This is a genomic window from Pseudomonas sp. Irchel s3f10, assembly GCF_900187515.1.
In the GTDB taxonomy this organism is placed as follows: domain Bacteria; phylum Pseudomonadota; class Gammaproteobacteria; order Pseudomonadales; family Pseudomonadaceae; genus Aquipseudomonas; species Aquipseudomonas tensinigenes.
Window position 1 is genome coordinate 241,631 of the sequence record NZ_FYDZ01000008.1, and the last position, 19,026, is coordinate 260,656.

The 19,026-nt window shown below is 59.7% G+C and carries 14 protein-coding genes; 4 read left to right on the forward strand and 10 right to left on the reverse strand.

Annotated elements, in window-relative coordinates:
- Nucleotides 1-5: 5 nt before the first annotated feature.
- Nucleotides 6-1,079, reverse strand: a complete 1,074-nt coding sequence (locus tag CKW17_RS18845) for an ABC transporter substrate-binding protein (RefSeq protein WP_095120984.1) — start codon at nt 1,077-1,079, stop codon at nt 6-8.
- A 526-nt stretch (nt 1,080-1,605) separates the two neighbouring features.
- Between CKW17_RS18845 and CKW17_RS18850 the strand changes: the two genes are divergently transcribed.
- Together CKW17_RS18850 and CKW17_RS18855 are read left to right on the forward strand one after the other, a co-directional pair.
- A complete protein-coding gene (locus CKW17_RS18850) occupies nt 1,606-3,264 on the forward strand; it encodes a nitrite/sulfite reductase (protein ID WP_007912574.1) in 1,659 nt (552 codons plus the stop codon).
- Nucleotides 3,248-3,742, forward strand: coding sequence for a DUF934 domain-containing protein (locus CKW17_RS18855; protein WP_038368934.1), 495 nt, complete (start codon nt 3,248-3,250; stop codon nt 3,740-3,742). The genes CKW17_RS18850 and CKW17_RS18855 overlap by 17 nt, the downstream gene beginning before the upstream one ends.
- Nucleotides 3,743-3,810: 68 nt before the next feature.
- On the opposite strand, the gene sohB is transcribed toward CKW17_RS18855, so the two are convergent.
- Nucleotides 3,811-4,842, reverse strand: a complete 1,032-nt coding sequence (gene sohB, locus CKW17_RS18860) for a protease SohB (RefSeq protein WP_077573155.1) — start codon at nt 4,840-4,842, stop codon at nt 3,811-3,813.
- Nucleotides 4,843-5,046: 204 nt separating this feature from the next.
- Between sohB and CKW17_RS18865 the strand changes: the two genes are divergently transcribed.
- Both CKW17_RS18865 and CKW17_RS18870 read left to right on the forward strand, forming a co-directional pair.
- Entirely contained in the window at nt 5,047-5,757 is a 711-nt protein-coding gene (locus CKW17_RS18865; RefSeq protein WP_095120985.1) for a histidine phosphatase family protein, read from the forward strand.
- A gap of 64 nt (nt 5,758-5,821) precedes the next feature.
- On the forward strand, nt 5,822-6,139 hold the full coding sequence (locus CKW17_RS18870; RefSeq protein WP_007912567.1) for an SCP2 sterol-binding domain-containing protein: 318 nt from the start codon (nt 5,822-5,824) through the stop codon (nt 6,137-6,139).
- A 158-nt stretch (nt 6,140-6,297) separates the two neighbouring features.
- Here the strand turns inward: CKW17_RS18870 and CKW17_RS18875 are convergent, their stop codons facing one another.
- The 8 genes from CKW17_RS18875 to CKW17_RS18910 form a co-directional block, all read right to left on the reverse strand.
- Nucleotides 6,298-7,872, reverse strand: a complete 1,575-nt coding sequence (locus CKW17_RS18875; RefSeq protein WP_095120986.1) for an ABC transporter ATP-binding protein — start codon at nt 7,870-7,872, stop codon at nt 6,298-6,300.
- A 1-nt stretch (nt 7,873) separates the two neighbouring features.
- Complete coding sequence (locus tag CKW17_RS18880; protein ID WP_095120987.1) at nt 7,874-8,896, reverse strand: ABC transporter permease; 1,023 nt, start codon at nt 8,894-8,896, stop codon at nt 7,874-7,876.
- A complete protein-coding gene (locus tag CKW17_RS18885; RefSeq protein ID WP_095120988.1) occupies nt 8,896-9,960 on the reverse strand; it encodes a microcin C ABC transporter permease YejB in 1,065 nt (354 codons plus the stop codon). The genes CKW17_RS18880 and CKW17_RS18885 overlap by 1 nt, the downstream gene beginning before the upstream one ends.
- Entirely contained in the window at nt 9,947-11,788 is a 1,842-nt protein-coding gene (locus tag CKW17_RS18890) for an extracellular solute-binding protein (protein WP_095120989.1), read from the reverse strand. Before CKW17_RS18890 ends, CKW17_RS18885 begins: the two co-directional genes overlap by 14 nt.
- A gap of 225 nt (nt 11,789-12,013) precedes the next feature.
- Nucleotides 12,014-14,668, reverse strand: a complete 2,655-nt coding sequence (locus CKW17_RS18895) for a TonB-dependent receptor (RefSeq protein WP_095120990.1) — start codon at nt 14,666-14,668, stop codon at nt 12,014-12,016.
- Between the two features lie 118 nt (nt 14,669-14,786).
- Nucleotides 14,787-15,290, reverse strand: a complete 504-nt coding sequence (locus tag CKW17_RS18900) for an RES family NAD+ phosphorylase (protein ID WP_095120991.1) — start codon at nt 15,288-15,290, stop codon at nt 14,787-14,789.
- The gene (locus CKW17_RS18905; protein WP_176470094.1) at nt 15,287-15,763 is read right to left on the reverse strand and encodes an antitoxin Xre/MbcA/ParS toxin-binding domain-containing protein; all 477 of its coding nucleotides are present in this window, start codon (nt 15,761-15,763) and stop codon (nt 15,287-15,289) included. The genes CKW17_RS18900 and CKW17_RS18905 overlap by 4 nt, the downstream gene beginning before the upstream one ends.
- A 270-nt stretch (nt 15,764-16,033) precedes the next feature.
- A complete protein-coding gene (locus CKW17_RS18910) occupies nt 16,034-18,943 on the reverse strand; it encodes a TonB-dependent receptor (protein WP_095120992.1) in 2,910 nt (969 codons plus the stop codon).
- Between the last annotated feature and the right edge of the window lie 83 nt (nt 18,944-19,026).

Sequence of the window (19,026 nt, forward strand, 5' to 3'; positions counted from 1 at the left end):
CGCGTTCAGCGCATCAGGGTTTGCAAGGTGAACGGGTAGCGATACGACGCCGGTTGCCCTTTGGCTGAGAGCTTGCGGAAATTTACTCCGTAGTTCGGCGACTCACCCATGGCCAGCATTTGCCGGGCGTGACGTTTGTCGATCAGTTGCAGCAACGGAATCTGCCGATCACGGCCGCCGTAGCGATTCAAATCGACGCCCTGCTCCACGTCATGCAACTCGACCAACGCCCAGCCGCCAAGGGTGAAATGCCCGCCGACCAGTGCGCTCAGGCGCCCGTCAACCAGCGCCTGCAAAGCCGCCGGGGAGGTGTTGACCGCACTGAACAAGGCATCTTTGCCGGGGACTTTGCCGGTCTCGGCGTATGCACGCATCGCACCGAAAGCCATTTCATCATTGGCCGACCACACCAGCGACACCTTCGGGTAACGGGCGAACAGCTGTTTGGCCTGTTCATAGGCGCGCTCTTGGGTCCAGCCGCTGTAGACCAATTGCCGCAGGCGAATCTGTGGATGTTCGGCCAGCGCCCGCTGCATGCCGCGCTCGCGTAATTGCGCCGAGGGCGTGACCTTCAGCCCGGAGAACGCCAACACCTCAATCGGCTCAGTGCCTGGCGTCGACGGGTGCAGGCGAATCAGCTCCTTCATCATCAAGTAACCGCCCTCCTCGTCGTTCGGCACCAGGCTGCCAATGCGGTCGTCACGCTCGCCAACCATGGCCTGCTGGTCAGCCGTCAGTGCGGCGTTGACCATAAACAGCTTCACACCGCTGTTCTGCGCCAGGCGCAGGATTTGCGGGGCGACGTATTGTTCGTTGACGAAAATCAGGTACTCGGGACGATTCGGCCCCTGTAATGCGAGGCGCGCCTGAGCGAGGGTCAGTTCGGGCTGGCGTTGGGAATAGAGGATCTGCAGGTCGATACCCAGATCCTGAGCGGCCGCCTGCATGAATTGCGAATAGCTGACCCAGAACGCTTCCTGCGTCGAACCCGGATTCAAAAACAGTACAGACTCTGCCCGCGCGCTGCTCTGGAACAGTGCGCCGAACAACAGAAGACTGATATGGAAAAACTTGAACATGAAGCATCCGGGCCCAACGAAAAATGGCCGCGCATTATAGCCCTCGTTTCATCGGCTATTGACGCCTGATCCCGCTTTTTGTCCGACAATCTGTCGCAAGCGAGGCCCGGATCGGTCGTTTACTGATGGCTGACCCAGAATACCGCTGTCCCTACTACGAGAATGATCAGGAACAAAATGGCCCACGCATCGACACTGCTGTCGCTTTTTCTTGCCTTGGTCGGGTTGCTCATTGCATCGCCTCTTGTCGGTTTTATCGGTGATTGCAGAAAGACTCGACCACAGTTAAGACGATGATTGTCCGCACGACAAATGTGGATTACTTGACAGTCGTTCTCGTTAGGCGATTTGGTTCTTTACATATACTCAAACATCACTTTTGCGCATAACTGCAAACGGGTATATTGCCCCGGCTCCGTTAGGGAGTGCGCGGCCGTGCGCGCAGAATTGCAGAGGCACAATCGGACTACAGCAAGCGAAAACGCAGTGCTACTCCGAATGGCCCAAGCCTGAGAACAGGACTTATATGTACGTATACGACGAGTACGATCAGCGGATCATCGAGGACCGCGTCAAGCAGTTCCGTGATCAGACCCGACGCTATCTGGCAGGTGAGCTGAGCGAAGAAGAATTCCGCCCCCTGCGCCTGCAAAATGGCCTGTACATCCAGCGTTTCGCGCCGATGTTGCGTGTGGCGGTGCCTTACGGCCAGCTGACTTCGCGTCAGACGCGCATGATGGCCAAGATTGCCCGCGACTACGACAAGGGCTACGCCCACATCAGTACGCGGCAGAACGTGCAGTTCAACTGGCCGGCGGTGGAAGACATCCCGGACATTCTGGCTGAACTGGCCACCGTGCAGATGCACGCGATCCAGACCAGCGGCAACTGCCTGCGCAACGTCACTACCGACCAGTTCGCCGGCGTCGCTGCCGACGAAGTGATCGACCCGCGCCCATGGTGCGAAATCGTCCGTCAGTGGACTACATTCCACCCGGAATTCGCCTACCTGCCGCGTAAATTCAAGATTGCCGTCAACGGTTCGACCGCTGACCGTGCCGCCATTGAAGTCCATGACATCGGCCTTGAGCCGGTGCACAACGCCGCTGGCGAACTGGGTTTCCGTGTGCTGGTGGGTGGCGGCCTCGGCCGTACGCCAGTGGTTGGCGCGTTCATCAACGAATTCCTGCCATGGCAGGACCTGTTGAGCTACCTCGACGCGATCCTGCGCGTGTACAACCGCTACGGTCGTCGCGACAACAAATACAAGGCGCGGATCAAGATCCTCGTCAAAGCCCTCACGCCTGAAGTGTTCGCACAGAAAGTCGATGCGGAAATGGAACACCTGCGCGGTGGCCAGACCACACTGACCGACGCCGAACTGCAGCGTGTCGCCAAGCACTTCGTCGATCCGGACTACAAGGCGCTGGACAACCAGACTGCGCAACTGGCCGAGCTGGACAAAGAGCATCCGGGTTTCGCCCGCTGGCGTACCCGCAACACCCTGGCGCACAAGAAGCCGGGTTATGTCGCCGTGACCCTGTCGCTGAAGCCGACCGGCGTTGCCCCGGGCGACATCACTGACAAGCAGCTCGATGCCGTCGCCGATCTGGCCGACCGCTACAGCTTCGGTCAACTGCGCACCTCGCACGAGCAGAACATCATTCTGGCCGACGTCGAGCAAAGCCAGTTGTTCACCCTCTGGGGCGAATTGCGTGAAGGCGGTTTCGCCACGCCGAACATCGGCCTGCTGACCGACATCATCTGCTGCCCTGGCGGTGATTTCTGCTCGCTGGCCAACGCCAAGTCGATCCCGATCGCCGAATCGATCCAGCGCCGCTTCGACGACCTCGATTACCTGTTCGACATCGGCGAGCTGGACCTGAACATCTCCGGTTGCATGAACGCCTGCGGTCACCACCACGTCGGCCACATCGGCATCCTCGGCGTCGACAAGAAAGGTGAAGAGTTCTATCAGGTCTCTCTCGGCGGCAGCGCCAGCCGTGATGCGAGCCTGGGCAAGATCCTCGGCCCGTCCTTCGCTCAGGAAGCCATGCCTGACGTGATCTCGAAGCTGATCGACGTGTACGTTGAACAACGTACCGAAGACGAGCGCTTCATCGACACCTACCAGCGTATTGGCATCGACCTCTTCAAGGAACGCGTCTATGCAGCGAATCATTAAAAACAACGAGGTCGTCGACGAAACCTGGCACTTGCTGCCCAAGGATTTCAACATCGACGAGATCAGCAACTGCGACGACTTGATCGTTCCCCTGCAACTGTGGCGCGAACACAGCCGCATGCTCAAGGCCCGCGACGGTGGCCTGGGTGTCTGGCTGGACGCCGACGAAGAAGCCGAAGAAATCGGTGAAGACGTCGCCGAGTTTCAGGTGATTGCCCTGAACTTCCCGGCGTTCACTGACGGCCGCAACTACTCCAACGCCCGCCTGCTGCGCGACCGTTACGGTTTCAAAGGTGAATTGCGGGCGATTGGCGATGTGCTGCGCGATCAGCTGTTCTACATGCATCGCTGCGGTTTTGATGCCTTTGCCATTCGCGCGGACAAAGACCCGTACGAAGCGCTGGAAGGCCTCAAGGACTTCTCGGTGACCTATCAGGCTGCCACTGACGAACCGCTGCCGCTGTTCCGTCGCCGCTAAGTCTTCAGGTTTAGCGCGGACAAAAAAACGCCGGTCATGTGACCGGCGTTTTTTTATGCCTGTTCGAGTTACCAGAAGCGCTGCTGGGTCAGGCGACTCCACCAGCTCAGCAGTACGCGGTCGACCGAGCCGCTGGCGGCCATGCCGATACGCTCCTGCAAGCTTTTGCGCTCGGCGTAGTGCAGGTGATAGACCTCAGCCTTTTTGGCCCGGTCTGCCAGGTATTCATCACTGGTCTTGAGCTCATCGACCAGTTGCTTATCCAGCGCCGCGACGCCGAGCCAGACTTCACCGGTGGCCACATCATCGATAGCCAGTTGCGGGCGGTAGCGGGCGACGAAGTTCTTGAACAGTTGATGGGTGATGTCGAGGTCTTCCTGAAACTTCTCGCGGCCCTTCTCGGTGTTTTCGCCAAACACGGTCAGGGTGCGTTTGTACTCGCCGGCGGTGAGGACTTCAAAGTCGATGTCGTGCTTCTTCAGCAAGCGGTTGACGTTGGGCAGTTGAGCGACCACGCCGATCGAGCCGAGAATCGCAAACGGTGCACTGATGATCTTCTCGCCGATGCACGCCATCATGTAGCCGCCGCTGGCCGCAACCTTGTCGATACACACCGTCAACGGCACGCCGGCTTCACGGATCCGCGCCAATTGTGACGATGCCAGCCCGTAACTGTGGACCATGCCGCCACCGCTTTCCAGACGCAGGACCACTTCGTCTTTTGGCGTGGCGAGAGTCAGTAGCGCAGTGATTTCGTGGCGCAGGCTCTCGGTGGCCGAGGCTTTGATGTCGCCGTCGAAATCGAGGACGAATACGCGGGACTTGGCTTCGGGTTGTTTCTTCTGCTTCTTCGCGCTTTTCTCGGACTTGGCCTCGCCCTTGCGCAAAGCTTTGAGCTGATCCTTGTCGAGCAAGGTCTGCTCCAGGCGCTCACGCAGGCCTTTGTAGAAATCATTGAGTTTGCTGACCTGCAACTGACCGGCCGATTTGCGCCGGCCCTTGCTGCGCAATGCAGCAAAACTGGCAAGTACCACCAGAATGGCGATCACCAGGGTGACGGTCTTGGCCAGGAAGCTGGCGTATTCGGTGAAAAACTCCACAGAGACTCCTTAAACGATGCGCGGATGTGAGGCACACGCGGGATGGCTCCAGCATACCCATGCGCCGGCTTGTCGGCCAGCCGTGAAACCTCTGGCAACACCCCTGTAACGGGCATTTCAAACAAGCGTATGTTTTTTCATTGACAGCTACCCGTCATCCTCATAACCTCGCCACAACCTTCAACGTACCGGGATGACGCGGACGTGGGCAGCATCTACTTGATTCGACATGGCCAGGCCTCCTTTGGTGCAGACGACTATGACGTCCTGTCGCCGACCGGTGTGCACCAGGCAGAAATCCTCGGTCAGCACCTTGCTGAACTGGGTATCAACTTCGATCGCTGCCTCGCCGGTGACCTGCGTCGCCAGCAGCACACGGCCACCAGCGCGCTGGCGCAATTCGCCGCCAAAGGTTTGCCGGTACCGACGCTGGAAACCGATTCCGCCTTCAACGAGTTCGATGCCGACGCGGTGATCCGTGCCCTGCTCCCGGACATGCTGGCAGACGAGCCGGAAGCTCTCGACATCCTGCGCAACGCAGCGCAGAACCGTGGTGAATTCCAACGCATTTTCGCCCTGATCATCGAGCGCTGGCTGGCCGGCACTTACGACACGCCGGGGCTGGAAAGCTGGCTGGGTTTCGTCGAACGGGTTCAGGCCGGGCTGCAGCGGATACTCGATCTGGCCGATAAAAATCAGAAAATCGCCGTGTTCACCTCCGGCGGCACCATCACTGCCCTGCTCCACCTCATTACGCAAATGCCTGCGAAACAGGCCTTTGAATTGAACTGGCAAATCGTCAACACCTCGCTCAACCAGCTGAAGTTCCGCGGTCGCGAGGTGGCTTTGGCCTCCTTCAACAGTCATGCGCATCTGCAGCTGTTGAAGGCTCCGGAACTCATCACTTTCCGTTGAGTCCGGTTAACTGTGAACCTTGCTGTAATCAACCAGCTCCTATTATCCAAGAAAGGATCGAACCATGACCTCCGTAGCCGATGCCGTAAAAGCAATGCAAGCCAAGTTCAACCCAGCCGCTGCTGCCGGTCTGGATCTGGTCTTCGGTTTCAACATCACTGACGAAGACAAGCAGTACTCGCTGATCGTCAAAGACGGCACCTGCGACATCCAGGAAGGCGAAAACCCGGACGCCAACTGCACGCTGGTGCTGGACAGCGAAACCCTGAAAGGTATCGTCAGCGGCGAAACCGACGGCATGCAGGCTTTCATGGGCGGCAAGCTGCGCGTTGAAGGCGACATGATGCTGTCGATGAAACTGTCCGAGCTGTTCCCGTCGTAATAGCGACGTTCAGTGACACAAGAATCCCGCCCCCTGTGGCGGGATTCTTGCGTTTCGGCCCTGTAGGAGCTGCGGCACGCTGCGATCTTTTGATCTGGTTTTTTAGAACGCAAAGTCAAAAGATCGCAGCCTCGTTTCACTCGACAGCTCCTACAGGGTTACCCGGTGTATGACGCGGCTAGTAGCTCCCGGGTATACGAATGCTGCGCGGCATGAAACAGCGCATTCGTCTCGCCACGCTCCACCACTTCACCTTCCTTCATCACAATCAAGTCATGGGCCAACGCGCGCACCACCGCCAGATCGTGGCTGATGAACAGATAGGTCAAGCCGTGTTCCGCCTGCAAACGCCGCAGCAAAGCCACGATCTGCTTCTGCACCGTGCGATCCAGTGCCGACGTCGGTTCATCCAGCAGGATCAAGTCGGGCTTGAGTACCAGCGCCCGGGCAATCGCGATGCGTTGCCGCTGCCCGCCGGAAAACTCGTGGGGATAGCGATGGCGAGTAGCCGGATCGAGGCCGACTTCACGCAGCACATCGATCACTGCGCTCTCGCGCTCGCTGGCGGTCAAATCGCTGTGCACCTGTAAACCTTCAGCGATGATCTGCTCCACACACAGGCGCGGACTGAGGCTGCCAAACGGATCCTGAAACACCACTTGCAGGCGTTTGCGCAGTGGCCGGAGTTGTTTGCCGCTCAAGTGCTCCAGCGCCTCGCCCTGAAAGCGGATGCTGCCCTGGGCATCGATCAACCGTAGAATCGCCTGGCCCAACGTCGATTTGCCGGAACCGGATTCGCCGACGATACCCAAGGTCTTGCCGCGCTGAAGATTCAAATCAATGCCATTGACCGCGTGCAAGTACGACTTCGCGCGCAGCCATCCGCCGCCCAAACGAAAGCGTACATTGAGATCACGCACCTCCAGCAAATCCTCGGCGGGCTCCCGGCACAACGCTTCGCCACCCGGTTCAGCGTTGAGCAATTCGATGCTGTAAGGATGTTGCGGCGAACTGAACAACTGTTCACACGACGCCTGTTCGACAATCACCCCGCCGCGCATGACCGCCACCCGCTGAGCGATGTTTCGCACCAGATTCAGATCATGACTGATGATCAACAGCGCCATGCCCAGCCGTTCTTGCAACTCCTTGAGCAACAGCAGAATCTTGCGTTGCACGGTTACGTCCAGCGCTGTAGTCGGTTCGTCGGCAATCAGTAACTGCGGCTCGCAGGCCAGCGCCATGGCGATCATCACCCGTTGTCGCTGACCGCCCGAGAGTTGATGCGGATAGGCCTTGAGCCGTTCGCGCGGGCGCTGAATACCCACCAGTTCGAGCAACTGCACAATTCGCTGGCGCGCCGCCGCCCCGGCCAGTCCCTTGTGCAGCGCCAGGCTTTCGCCCAGTTGCCGCTCAATCGTGTGCAAAGGATTCAGTGAACTCATCGGCTCCTGAAAAATCATCGCGATGCGGTTGCCCCGCAGTTGCCGCAGATAGCGCTCATGCACGCCGAGCAGTTCCTCGCCAGCATAACGAATGCTGCCATCAATTCGCGTGATGGCCGGGTCAAGCAATTGCAGAATGCTATGCGCCGTCACCGATTTACCGGAGCCGGATTCTCCAACCAGCGCCAGACACTCGCCGGGGCGGATATCAAGGTCGATGCCGTGCACCACGGCTTGGCCATTGAACGCGACACGCAGGTCACGTATTTCGATCAGATGTTCAGGCATCTCAAGTCCTCGGATCAAACGCATCGCGGCAGGCCTCGCCGATGAATACCAGCAATGAAAGGATCAGCGCCAAGGCAAAGAAAGCGGTCAAGCCCAGCCACGGCGCTTGCAGATTGCTCTTGCCCTGACCGATCAACTCGCCCAACGACGCGCTGCCGGCCGGCATGCCGAAACCGAGAAAATCCAGCGCGGACAAGGTTGCGATTGCTCCAGTGAGAATGAACGGCAGATAAGTCAGCGTTGCGCTCATGGCATTGGGCAGGATGTGCCGAACGATCACTTGCGCATCGCCGACACCCAGCGCCCGCGCTGCTTTCACATATTCCAGACCGCGACTGCGCAGGAACTCGGCCCGCACCACATCGACCAGGCTCAACCAGGAAAACAGCGCCATGATCCCCAGCAACCACCAGAAATTCGGCTCGACGAACCCGGACAGAATGATCAGCAGGTACAACACCGGCAGCCCCGACCAGACCTCCAGCAGGCGCTGACCGATCAAGTCGACCCAACCGCCGTAGTAACCCTGCAACGCGCCGGCAGCGATGCCAATCACTGCACTCGCCGCCGTCAGCGCCAAGGCAAACAGCAGCGATACACGTGTGCCGAAAATCACCCGCGCCAGCACATCGCGCGCCTGATCATCAGTGCCCAGCCAGTTCTCGCTACTGGGCGGACTCGGTGCCGGTTCCGTCAGGTCATAATTGACCGTGTCGAACGCGAACGGAATCGGCGCAAACCACATCCGCCCGCCCTGCCCCTCGATTAATTGCCGCACCTGCGCGCTGCGATAGTCCGGTTGAAACGGCAGTTCACCGCCAAAGTCCTGCTCGGTGTAGCGCTTGAACGCCGGGAAATACCATTCGCCCTGATACGTCACCAGTAGCGGTTTGTCATTGGCCACCAACTCACCGCCGAGGCTCAGGCCGAACAGCGCAAGAAACAGCCACAACGACCACCAGCCGCGCCGATGCGCCTTGAACCGCGCCCAGCGGCGCTGGCCGATTGGAGATAACGTCAGCATCAGGCAGCCCTCGCGGTGAAGTCGATACGCGGGTCAACCAGCGTGTAACAAAGGTCGCCGAGCAGTTTTATCAGCAGGCCAAACAAGGTGAAGATAAACAGCGAGCCGAACACCACCGGATAGTCGCGCGCGACTGCCGCTTCGTAGCTCAGGCGACCGAGACCATCGAGGGAAAAGATCACTTCGATCAGCAACGAGCCGCCGAAAAACACCGTCACCAACGCTTGCGGCAAACCGGCGACGACCAACAGCATCGCGTTGCGAAACACATGGCCGTACAACACCTGCCGTTCACTCAGTCCCTTGGCACGCGCTGTGACCACGTACAGCCGTGAGATCTCGTTGAGAAAACTGTTCTTGGTGAGGATCGTCAACGTGGCACAACCGCCGATAACCAGGGCAATCACCGGCAGCACCAAGTGCCAGAAATAGTCGGCCACCTTGGCCCACGGCGACAGTTCAGCGAAGTTGTCCGAGACCAGCCCGCGCACCGGAAACCAGTCCAGCGCCGTGCCACCGGCAAACACCACGATCAGCAGCAGCGCAAAGAGAAATCCCGGCAGCGCATAACCGATGATGATCGCCACGCTGCTCCAGACATCGAACGCCGAGCCGTTGTGCACGGCTTTGCGAATGCCCAGCGGAATCGACACCAGATAAGTGATCAGCGTCGCCCACAAGCCCAGCGACAAGGTCACCGGCAGCTTCTGCCAGATCAGTTCCGTGACGCTGGCACCGCGAAAGAAACTCTGACCGAAATCCAGTTGCGCATAGCTTTTGAGCATCAGCCACAAGCGCTCGCTGGCGGGTTTATCGAAGCCGTATTGACGCTCGATATCAGCCACCAGTTTCGGGTCCAGCCCTCGGGTCGCGCGGGATTCGCCACCGATCGTTTCTACATGGCTGGAGCCCACTGCCGCGCCGACGCCAATTCCCTGCAAGCGTGCAATGGCCTGCTCGACCGGGCCACCGGGCGCGGCTTGCACGATGACAAAATTGACCAGCAGGATCGCCAGCAAGGTCGGCACGATCAGCAGTAAACGCCGCAGGCTATAACCCCACATGGCCGTACTCCTTGTGCATCTGCGTTGTGGTCAGTGCGGTCGGGCTGATTTCCCACCACGTGTCGAGACCGGCGTCGTACAGCGGCGCAATCGCCGGTCGGCCGAAGCGGTTCCACCACACCGTGGAAATCCCCGGCGGGTAATAGTTGGGCACCCAGTAATAGCCCCACTGCAACACCCGATCCAGTGCATGAGCATGGCGCAGCAGACTCTGGCGATTGTCGGCCTGCACCAGCCCTTCGAGCAGTGCGTCGACGGCCGGATCGCGCAGCACCATGTAATTGTTCGAGCCGGGATCAGCGGCGCCATCGGAGCCGAAGTAATTGAACATCTCGCGCCCCGGCGCCTGACTCACCGGGTAACCGGCGACGATCATGTCGTAGTCGCGATTGCGCACGCGGTTGGTGTATTGCGCGGTGTCGACCTGGCGAATATCGAAGCCGATGCCGATCTGCGCCAGGTTGCGTTTGAACGGTAACAACAGCCGTTCGAAACCTTTCTGGCCATTGAGAAACGTGAAGTGCAGCGGCTCGCCATTGGCGTTCACCAACTGATCGCCCTGAGGTTTCCAGCCAGCGGCCTCCAGCAGTTTCAGCGCCTGCAATTGTTCCGCGCGGATATTGCCACTGCCGTCGGTTTTCGGTGCTTCAAACACCGTGGTGAACACTTCATCGGGAATCTTTCCGCGCAACGGCTCAAGAATCTTCAGCTCTTCGGCATCCGGCAACGCGGTGGCCGCCAGTGCGCTGTGGGAGAAGAAGCTGCGCTGACGCAGGTACATGCTGCGCATCATTTGCCGGTTGCTCCATTCGAAATCCCAAAGCATGGCGATGGCCTGACGCACCCGGCGATCCTGAAACAGCGGTTTTTGCAGGTTGAACACAAAGCCCTGCGCGCCTTGCGCAGCACCGGGTGCGAGATGTTCACGAAGCAATTTGCCTTGCTCGAGTGCAGCGCCCGCGTAACCGATGGTGAAACTGGTGGCGGAGAACTCGCGGTTGTAATCGAAGCCGCCGGCCTTGAGCACCTGCCGCGACACGTCGGTGTCGGCGAAGAACTCCACGCTTAACTGATCGAAGTTGTACAGCCCACGGGTGATCGGCAGATCCTTGGCCCACCAGTCCTGCACCCTTTGGAATTTCACGCTGCGCCCGGCATCTACCGCGCTGATGCGATACGGGCCGCTGCCCGGCGGAATCTCGAAACCGCCGCCCTCGGCGAAATCACGAGTCCGCCACCAATGTTCGGGCAGCACCGGCAGTGTCGCCAGGTCCAGCGGCAAGGTGCGGCTGTCGTTGTTCTTGAAGAGGAAGCGCACTTGCGTCGGCGACTCCACGACAACCTCGGCGACATCGCGAAACTGCTGACGGTATTTGAGGCTGCCCTGGGTGATGAACAGGTTGAAGGTGTAGCGCACGTCTTCGGCAGTGATCGGCATGCCGTCGTCGAAGCGTGCCTTCGGGTTCAGATAGAAGCGGATCCAGCGGCGATCCGGATCCAGCTCCATCTGCTGCGCCACCAGACCGTAGACGCTGTAGGGCTCGTCCTTGCTGCGATAGGCCAGTGGCGCGTAGAGCCAGCCATCGATATCGGCCACGCCGGTGCCTTTGTCGGTGTAAGGAATCAGGTGATCGAACGGGCCGCTTTCCAGCGAAGAACGGCGCAGGCTGCCGCCCTTCGGCGCGTCGGGGTTGGCGTAGGCCAGGTGCTGGAAGTCGGGGGCGTATTTGGCGGGTTCGCCGTAGACCGTTAACGCCGGTTGCGGGGCCGCCCAACTGAACGGGGTTAAAAGCACACATGCGCTGAATAAAATGAGCCTGGAGAACATGGGCAGATCCTTTTACACGGTGCTGCTACTGGCCTCTTCGCGAGCAGGCTCACTCCTACAGGGTCTGCGGTGAACACAAAGCCAATGTAGGAGTGAGCCTGCTCGCGATAACGCCGGAACAGTCAACACACCTTCTGCCTACCTGTGATGTGCAACAGGCCGGCGATTTTTATAGGGCGTGCTTTAGATCAATAGGTGACTAAAACCCGCCATCTCTGAGCATTTTCAAAACTTGTAACTGACCCGCGTGTACAGCGTCCGCCCAAACGGATCGCCATATTTCGGGTCGTAGCCGCTCTGGAATGTGTAGGTCTGGTTGCTGAACGGTGGCTCGCGGTCGAACAGGTTTTTCGCGCCGAGGGTCACGCTCAAGGTCTTGCGCCAGGTGTAAGTACCGGCCAGATCCCAGACGTTGTAAGAGCCGACGTAATCGTGAGTGTCGCGATCGGAGTCGTGGTAACCGCTGGTGTAGCGGTTGGTGAGCGCGGCGCCGAACGGGCCGTAATTCCAGCTGCCGGTCAGGCTGTGGCGCCAGCGCGCCACGGCACCCGCCGAGGCAAAGTCACCGCCACGGAAATCGCCCAGCTTGTCGATGTAGTCGCCCTTGAGTTGCTGCTGATAGTCATAACGGGTGACGTAAGTGCCTTGCAGGCCGATGCCGAAGTTTCCGTACGGCGTGCTCGGCAAACGGTAATCGAAGCTGACGTCGACGCCGTTGGTCTTGATCTTGCCGAGGTTGGCCAGGCCGGTGACGATGTGATCGATGGAGCCATCCGGCTTGCGCACCAGCCGATCCGGGTACAGCTCAGGATTCTCGAACACCGCCGATTCCGGGAACTCGGCAATCTGGTTGGCGATGTCGATCCACCAGAAATCCAGCCCGGCGCTCAGGCGCTCAAACGGTTGATAGACAAACCCGAGGGTAACGTTGCGCGCGGTTTCCGGGCTGAGGTCGGTATTGCCGCCGCTGGTGCGATTGAACTGCTGCGCGCAATCACGGTTGGCGATGCCGCCATTGCTCGGATTGCCGCCAGCGCACAAACGTGGATCGTTGTAGTTGGCGTTGGTGAAACTGGTGAAGGTCGGGTTGTACAGCTCATACAACGACGGTGCGCGGAATCCTTCGCTGTAGGCACCGCGCACCACCAACTCCTTGAATGGCTGGAAGCGGAACGAGTATTTCGGATTGGTGGTGCTGCCGAAGTCGCTGTACTTGTCGTGGCGTACGGCGGCGGACAGTTCGAGGCTGTCGAGCACCGGCACGTTGACCTCGGCGTACTCGGCGGAAACGCTGCGATCCCCGGCAACGCTGCCGTTCGGATCAACACCAAGGCTTTGCACGTCGCCGGCAAACTGCGCGAAATCCTGATGGAAGTCTTCCTTGCGATACTCGCCGCCCAGCGCCAATGCCGAAGGGCCGGCACCGAACCAGTTGCCGATTTCACGACTGATGCGCCCGTCGATGGCCTTCACCCGCCCTACCGCCGTGGCGTAATCACCGTCCACCGCGTTGGCCGCCAAAAGCGCGGACCCGGCAGCCGTCTGCGGGCCGAACGGGTTGATCACGCCGTTGGCAATACCGGCGCTGACTGCACGGTCATTGACGTAGCCGTCCTGAATGCTGTTGACCACTTTGTTCTGGTTATACGAGGCGCCGAGGTTGTAATCCCAGCCGACCAGCGTGCCGTCGAAACTCAGCAGCAAACGCTGACTGGTGTTGTCGTCTTCGTGTTGACGCGCGCCGACGGCAGTTTCGCGCCAGTTCACGTCGACCGGTTGCGTCGGGTCGAGGGCAAAACCGTTCGGCCCTGGGGTGATGCCGTTGCCCGGATAGAACGCCGTGCCGGGGTTGACCTGATTACCCATCAAAGTGCCGGGGCCGATTTGCGTGCGGTTTTCGTTTTGCGCCCAGAAGTATTCGAGGCTGACATTGTGATCGTCCGACAGCTTACCGGTGGCTTTGGCGAAGGCCGAGGTCTTCTCCGTTTCCGGCACCAGATCGAGGTAATTCCACAGGCTCTGCCGGCAGATGCCGTTGCGCGCCAGCAAACCCGGTGCGTTGCAGCCAGAACCGGCCAAAGGGTTGGTGGCGTTACTGCCCTGGCTCCAGTTGGCCGGCGAGGCGGTGCCGGAGGTGTAATCAAGTCCGCGGTTGGGCTGATAGTTGTAGGTGTAGCCGCGATCCTCAGCGGCCAGGCGTTGCTGCTTGTCGTAACTGACCACACCAAACACGTTGAAGCGATCATCCTGCAAATCACCGAAGCCCCAACTGCCGCTGAAGTTTCGACTTTCACCGCCCCCCGAATGCGTTGGCGTGTCGTAATTGGTGCTGATTTGCCCTTCGGTCAGGCTGGACTTGGTGATGAAGTTGATCACCCCGCCAATCGCATCGGTGCCGTACAGTGCCGAGGCGCCATCACGCAGCACTTCGACGCGGTCGATGGCAGCGAACGGAATGGTGTTGAGATCGACACCCGAGCCGTTGATCGCATTGGTGGCGTTGTTGCTCAGGCGCCGGCCGTTGAGCAGCACCAAGGTTTTGTTGGCGCCGATGCCGCGCAGATCCGCAAAAGACGCCCCGCCACTGCTCGACCCCACCGAACGCCCGGAGCCGACCGAAGACTGGTTGGCGGATATCCGGCTGACCAGTTCCTCGGTGGTGGACACGCCCTGCTCGCGCAGCTCTTCTACGCGCAGGATGGTCACCGGCACTGCGGTTTCTGCATCGACCCGGCGGATTGCCGTCCCCGTGACTTCGACACGCTGCAGTTGAGTGGTCGGTTCGGTTGCCGTGCTATCGGCGGCGATGGCCGGCAGCGTGTTGATTGCCAGCAGCAAGGCCAGGCTCAAAGGTGATTTGACGGGTGAAAACTGAATCATGAACAGCCATCCCTGCGTTTTGGTTTATGCAGGGATGTGCAATGACGAATAAGGATTTATAGAGGGTGGTTTAGACCGTTGGGTGATGAGGTTATGCACAAAATGCCGTGCGTCCGCATCAAGCCAATGTCACCTCCCTCAACAACCGGGTATCCAGGCCAAACCGCTCCTGGGAGACCATCTTGAACTGCCCCTCTGCCAGGTCGCAACTCACCAGCAGATTCCACGAGTGGCGGGTTGCCGCCGAGGGAATCAGGACAAACGGATGCTCATCCAGTAAAGCGTCGGCAAACCGCTGTTGATTGGGCGACGGCCACGCGGGACTCAACCAGTAAGGATTCGGTACCTCTTCAGGCTGAACGACTTTGACCCGTGCATCGCGGATGACTTCAAAGCACGTCAGCACATAAGGCTCTCTGTCCAGTGCATCAAAACTGTTATTGGCCGCCACCTCCAGAATGGCCGAGGACGGGTCAACAGATGCATAGACGACTCGCCGGCCAGGCGCATTCCATCGACCGCCCTTCAGTTTTGAACCCATCCCGCTGTCCCATGTCTCTCCGTAGGCCTCCTGATCAAGGCGCCAGCCATACCAGTGCCCTTCCCAGGGCAAGGGATTCATGGGTAACCCCCGTACAGAACCCGACACAAGTATTGCTCGACCATCTGGAAACCGAGCGGATGGTGGGTCAACTCCAACGGCACGTAGCCATTAAGGTAAGGGGTGGACTTCTGCATCCATATTTCCGCCTGTGACAGCCCCCCGAACGCCCGAGTGGCCATCTCCAGCACCAGCGCATATTGGTAGGCGACAACACTCTGCTGCGAGTCAAGCCGTATCGATTTGCCTTCCTTCAGCAGCCGCTGCACGGTTCTGACAGACCTGCCGGTAATGCGTTTGACCATGTCTTCGCGCAGGTACATTTCGGAAGTTGAAAGCATGTTGACGACGTCGCTCAGCTCAAAGCCCTCCTCGGTAAGGCGGACAATCAGCATGGCGTCGTCACCGAGGTCCTGGCCATGCACGAGCAAATCGACAGGCTTGCCCGCGACCTTCTTCAGCCCCGTCAGCCGAGGCACTTTTGCTGCGGGCATCGCGACATCCTCCATGGGGCATCTGGCGCGATCGTCGATCCAGAAGTTGCGCAGGGAATAAACAGAGGTTTCATGCTGAATGTGTGGTGTACGCATAATTGATCCTTGATCTGGGAGCCTGAGCGTTCAAGCCGCTCAGCGACTTCAATGTCAGGTCCGATGCTATAGATCGCGCGTCCGACGACCAACCTGAAAAAGTCGTCGGAAATATCCCCTGCTTACCGCAAAACCCGCCATTTTCCGTAGGACGTCAACGCGAAATTCCTGCCATCAGCCGCCGAAGTGATAACTCACGTCCAGCCACCACTGCCGCCCGTACGGGTCATAGTTGCCGGTCGGGTAATACGGCCACCCCGCTGAATCATCGTGTTTGACCTGATTGAGCACGTTGTTCACGGTCAGACCGACACTTGCCCGGTCATTGAGTTTGTAACGCGCACTGGCGTTGAACACCGTCCACGGCGACAGACGCCCGTCTCCTGCGCCGTTGGTGACTGAACCGTAACGAATGCCCATCAGCGTCGCCGTGGCTTTCTGATAATCCCAGGTCAGGCTGGCGTTGACCTTGCTGCGCCAGTCGTAATTGGTGCGTGAGGTGCGCCAGTCTTGCGTCGGTGCTTCTTCCGACTCCTTGTAGTAATGCGACAGCACCAAGGTGTAGCCCAGCGCCGAACTGAATGCGCCGTACTGCCCGGCGCCCCAGCGAATGTTGCTCTTGAAGTCCAGACCACTGACCCGCTCGCTGGCGGCGTTGATCGCGTTGACTCGCACGCGGTTCAACTGGTTCGGATCGACTGCGGCATTGCCGGCGTTGCGATCGATGCGCGCCAGGGTCGACTGGCAATTGGCCGAATTGATGTCCTGCGTACCGTTGCGGCACTCGTTCTCTTGTTGCAACAAGCGGTTTTCATCGACGGTGGTCAGCAGATCGTCGATCTCGACACGCCAGAAATCCGTGGAGAAATCAAAGTTGCGCGACGGCGACCAGACAAAACCATAGGTCCACGATTTGCCGCGTTCAGACTCCAGATTCGCGGTGCCGCTCTGGGTGTAATCGACCCGCCCACGATCACACGCGCCTTCCACGCCCTGGCTGCAACCGTAGTAATCGATCTGCGCCGGATAGTAGCCATTGCTGTCGGACTGATAGATGTAGTTCAGGTCCGGCGCACGGAAACTGGTGCCGTAACTGCCGCGCAGCAACAGGCTGGTGACCGGGCGCCATTCCAGTCCCAGGTTGTAGGTTTTCTGCTGCTCGGTGCGGCCGCTGAATTTGTATTGGTCCCAGCGTCCGGCGGCAGTCGCCAACAACGTGTCGGTGACCGGAATGCTGAACTCGCCACCCGCCGCATAACGCTTGCGCGAGCCGCCGGAACTTTGCTGCGGGCTCACGCCGTAAAACGTGCCGTCGTTGAGGCCGTCATCCGGGTCGACGCGGTATTCCTGTTTGCCCGCTTCCAGTACTCCGGCGAAGCCCACCGGGCCGGCCGGCAAGTCGAACAGATCACCGTTGACCGAAGCGTTGTAACTGGTCGACACCGACTTGCTGCTCTGGGTGAGGTTGCCGCGAAACTGCTGCCACTCCTGCGGCGTCAGCGGCCGGTCGAGCCGTGAAGCATCCGGGGCGAATACTGGATAACCGCCGCTGACACCGAGTTGCGGGCCGAGGTAGAAATCCTGAATCGATGACAGTGGCGTGTAGCGCGTGGTCCTGACGCTGCGATATTCCGAGCGATTGGCCGCCAGATCATAGCTCCAGCCAGTGTCGGCGATCTTGTCCGAGAGACCGAGGGTGCCGGTCCACGAGGTGTCGCGCCACTTGCTGTTGTTGCTGGTGCGACCACCGATTTCCTCTTCGCCGAAGCGTCGATACCAGCGCTCCAGATTGCCGCTGTTCTGGTTGATGAAATCCGGCGAGGTGAAGGTCGGCCCGCGCGTGTTGTTCTGGATATGGTCGAGGCCGTACATCAAATCGGCGAAGACCTGGCCGCTGTCGCTGAAATGCCAGGTGCCACGGGTGTAGCCGTCGTAGTTTTCCTTCTGGGTCTGCACGGTCCAGTAGTCGTTGTACATCTGGTCGGTGCGGCAGCGCCCGCCGCTGTTGACCAGTTTGTTGTCGAAGGTGCCCTGATAAGCACCGCAACCCGGTCCCAGATAACGACTGTTGCTCAGGTCGCGGCGGTAACCGACGTCCGCCAACGGGCCGTTTTGCATAAAACCACGGTCATCGGCCCAGATCGGATCGCGGTTGGTCAGTTCCAGACCGAACAAGCCGTCAAAATCCCCCCAACTGCCGCCGCCGCTGATCTGCAAACGCTGGTTGTCACCGCCGCCGCGCTCACTGGTGCCGCCCTTGAGATTGACGTCGACGCCGTTGATCTTGTCCTTGAGGATGATGTTGACCACCCCGGCGATCGCGTCCGAGCCGTAAATCGCCGAGGCGCCGCTGCTGAGGATTTCGATGCGTTCGATGACCGCCGACGGAATGTTCGCCAGGTTGGTGAAGTTGACCTTGCCGTCGTACGGCGTCGGGTAGTCGGCGACGCGACGGCCATTGATCAACACCAGCGTATGGTTCGGCCCGAGGCCGCGCAGGTTGAGCGCGCTGGCCGCCGGTTGCCAGGTGTTGCCGTAATCTTCGCCTTGGGTCATGCCGGTGTTTTGCGTCTGCGTCGCGAGGGCGTCGTAGACGTTTTTGTAGCCGCGTGCTTCCATTTCCTCGTGGGTGATGACGTTGACCGGCGTGGCGCCATCGCTCTGCGCGCGGGCGATGCGTGAGCCAGTGACGGTGACTTTTTCCATGCGGTAATCGGCGCTGGTGACCGGTGCCACGGCAGTGACTTTCGCCGGCGCATCGGCTGCGCGAACGGTCAGGCCCTGAGCGCTTTGCTCGACTTGCAGGCCACTACCGAGCAAAGCTTTCTCTACTGCCTGACGACCGCCCAACGCACCGCGCACCGCCGCGCTGCGCTTGCCCTGCACCAGTTCTTGGCTGAAGGAAATCGGCACACCGCTCTGCCGCGAGATGTCCAGCAGCACTTCGTCGAGCGGTCCGGTAGCGATGTCGAAGGTAAACACCGCTGCAGCAGGCTCCTGGGCAACCGCCGCCCATGGGCTGATGCCCATCGCCAAGGCAGCGGCGAGGGTCAATCGAGGTAATTGTTGTTTGATTGAGAACATCGAAGGGTTTCCCTGTTGGAGGCATCTGCAGGGAATGAGCAGCGGGCCGGCTCTTTTTATAGGGCGGCGATTAGGCCAAGAAG

Bases quoted from the DNA above. Each gene is read 5' to 3' on its own strand.
- CKW17_RS18845 (WP_095120984.1), bottom strand. From the start codon at position 1,079: ATGTTCAAGTTTTTCCATATCAGTCTTCTGTTGTTCGGCGCACTGTTC.
- CKW17_RS18850 (WP_007912574.1), top strand. From the start codon at position 1,606: ATGTACGTATACGACGAGTACGATCAGCGGATCATCGAGGACCGCGTC.
- CKW17_RS18855 (WP_038368934.1), top strand. From the start codon at position 3,248: ATGCAGCGAATCATTAAAAACAACGAGGTCGTCGACGAAACCTGGCAC.
- CKW17_RS18870 (WP_007912567.1), top strand. From the start codon at position 5,822: ATGACCTCCGTAGCCGATGCCGTAAAAGCAATGCAAGCCAAGTTCAAC.
- CKW17_RS18875 (WP_095120986.1), bottom strand. From the start codon at position 7,872: ATGCCTGAACATCTGATCGAAATACGTGACCTGCGTGTCGCGTTCAAT.
- CKW17_RS18880 (WP_095120987.1), bottom strand. From the start codon at position 8,896: ATGCTGACGTTATCTCCAATCGGCCAGCGCCGCTGGGCGCGGTTCAAG.
- CKW17_RS18885 (WP_095120988.1), bottom strand. From the start codon at position 9,960: ATGTGGGGTTATAGCCTGCGGCGTTTACTGCTGATCGTGCCGACCTTG.
- CKW17_RS18890 (WP_095120989.1), bottom strand. From the start codon at position 11,788: ATGTTCTCCAGGCTCATTTTATTCAGCGCATGTGTGCTTTTAACCCCG.
- CKW17_RS18895 (WP_095120990.1), bottom strand. From the start codon at position 14,668: ATGATTCAGTTTTCACCCGTCAAATCACCTTTGAGCCTGGCCTTGCTG.
- CKW17_RS18900 (WP_095120991.1), bottom strand. From the start codon at position 15,290: ATGAATCCCTTGCCCTGGGAAGGGCACTGGTATGGCTGGCGCCTTGAT.
- CKW17_RS18905 (WP_176470094.1), bottom strand. From the start codon at position 15,763: ATGCCCGCAGCAAAAGTGCCTCGGCTGACGGGGCTGAAGAAGGTCGCG.
- CKW17_RS18910 (WP_095120992.1), bottom strand. From the start codon at position 18,943: ATGTTCTCAATCAAACAACAATTACCTCGATTGACCCTCGCCGCTGCC.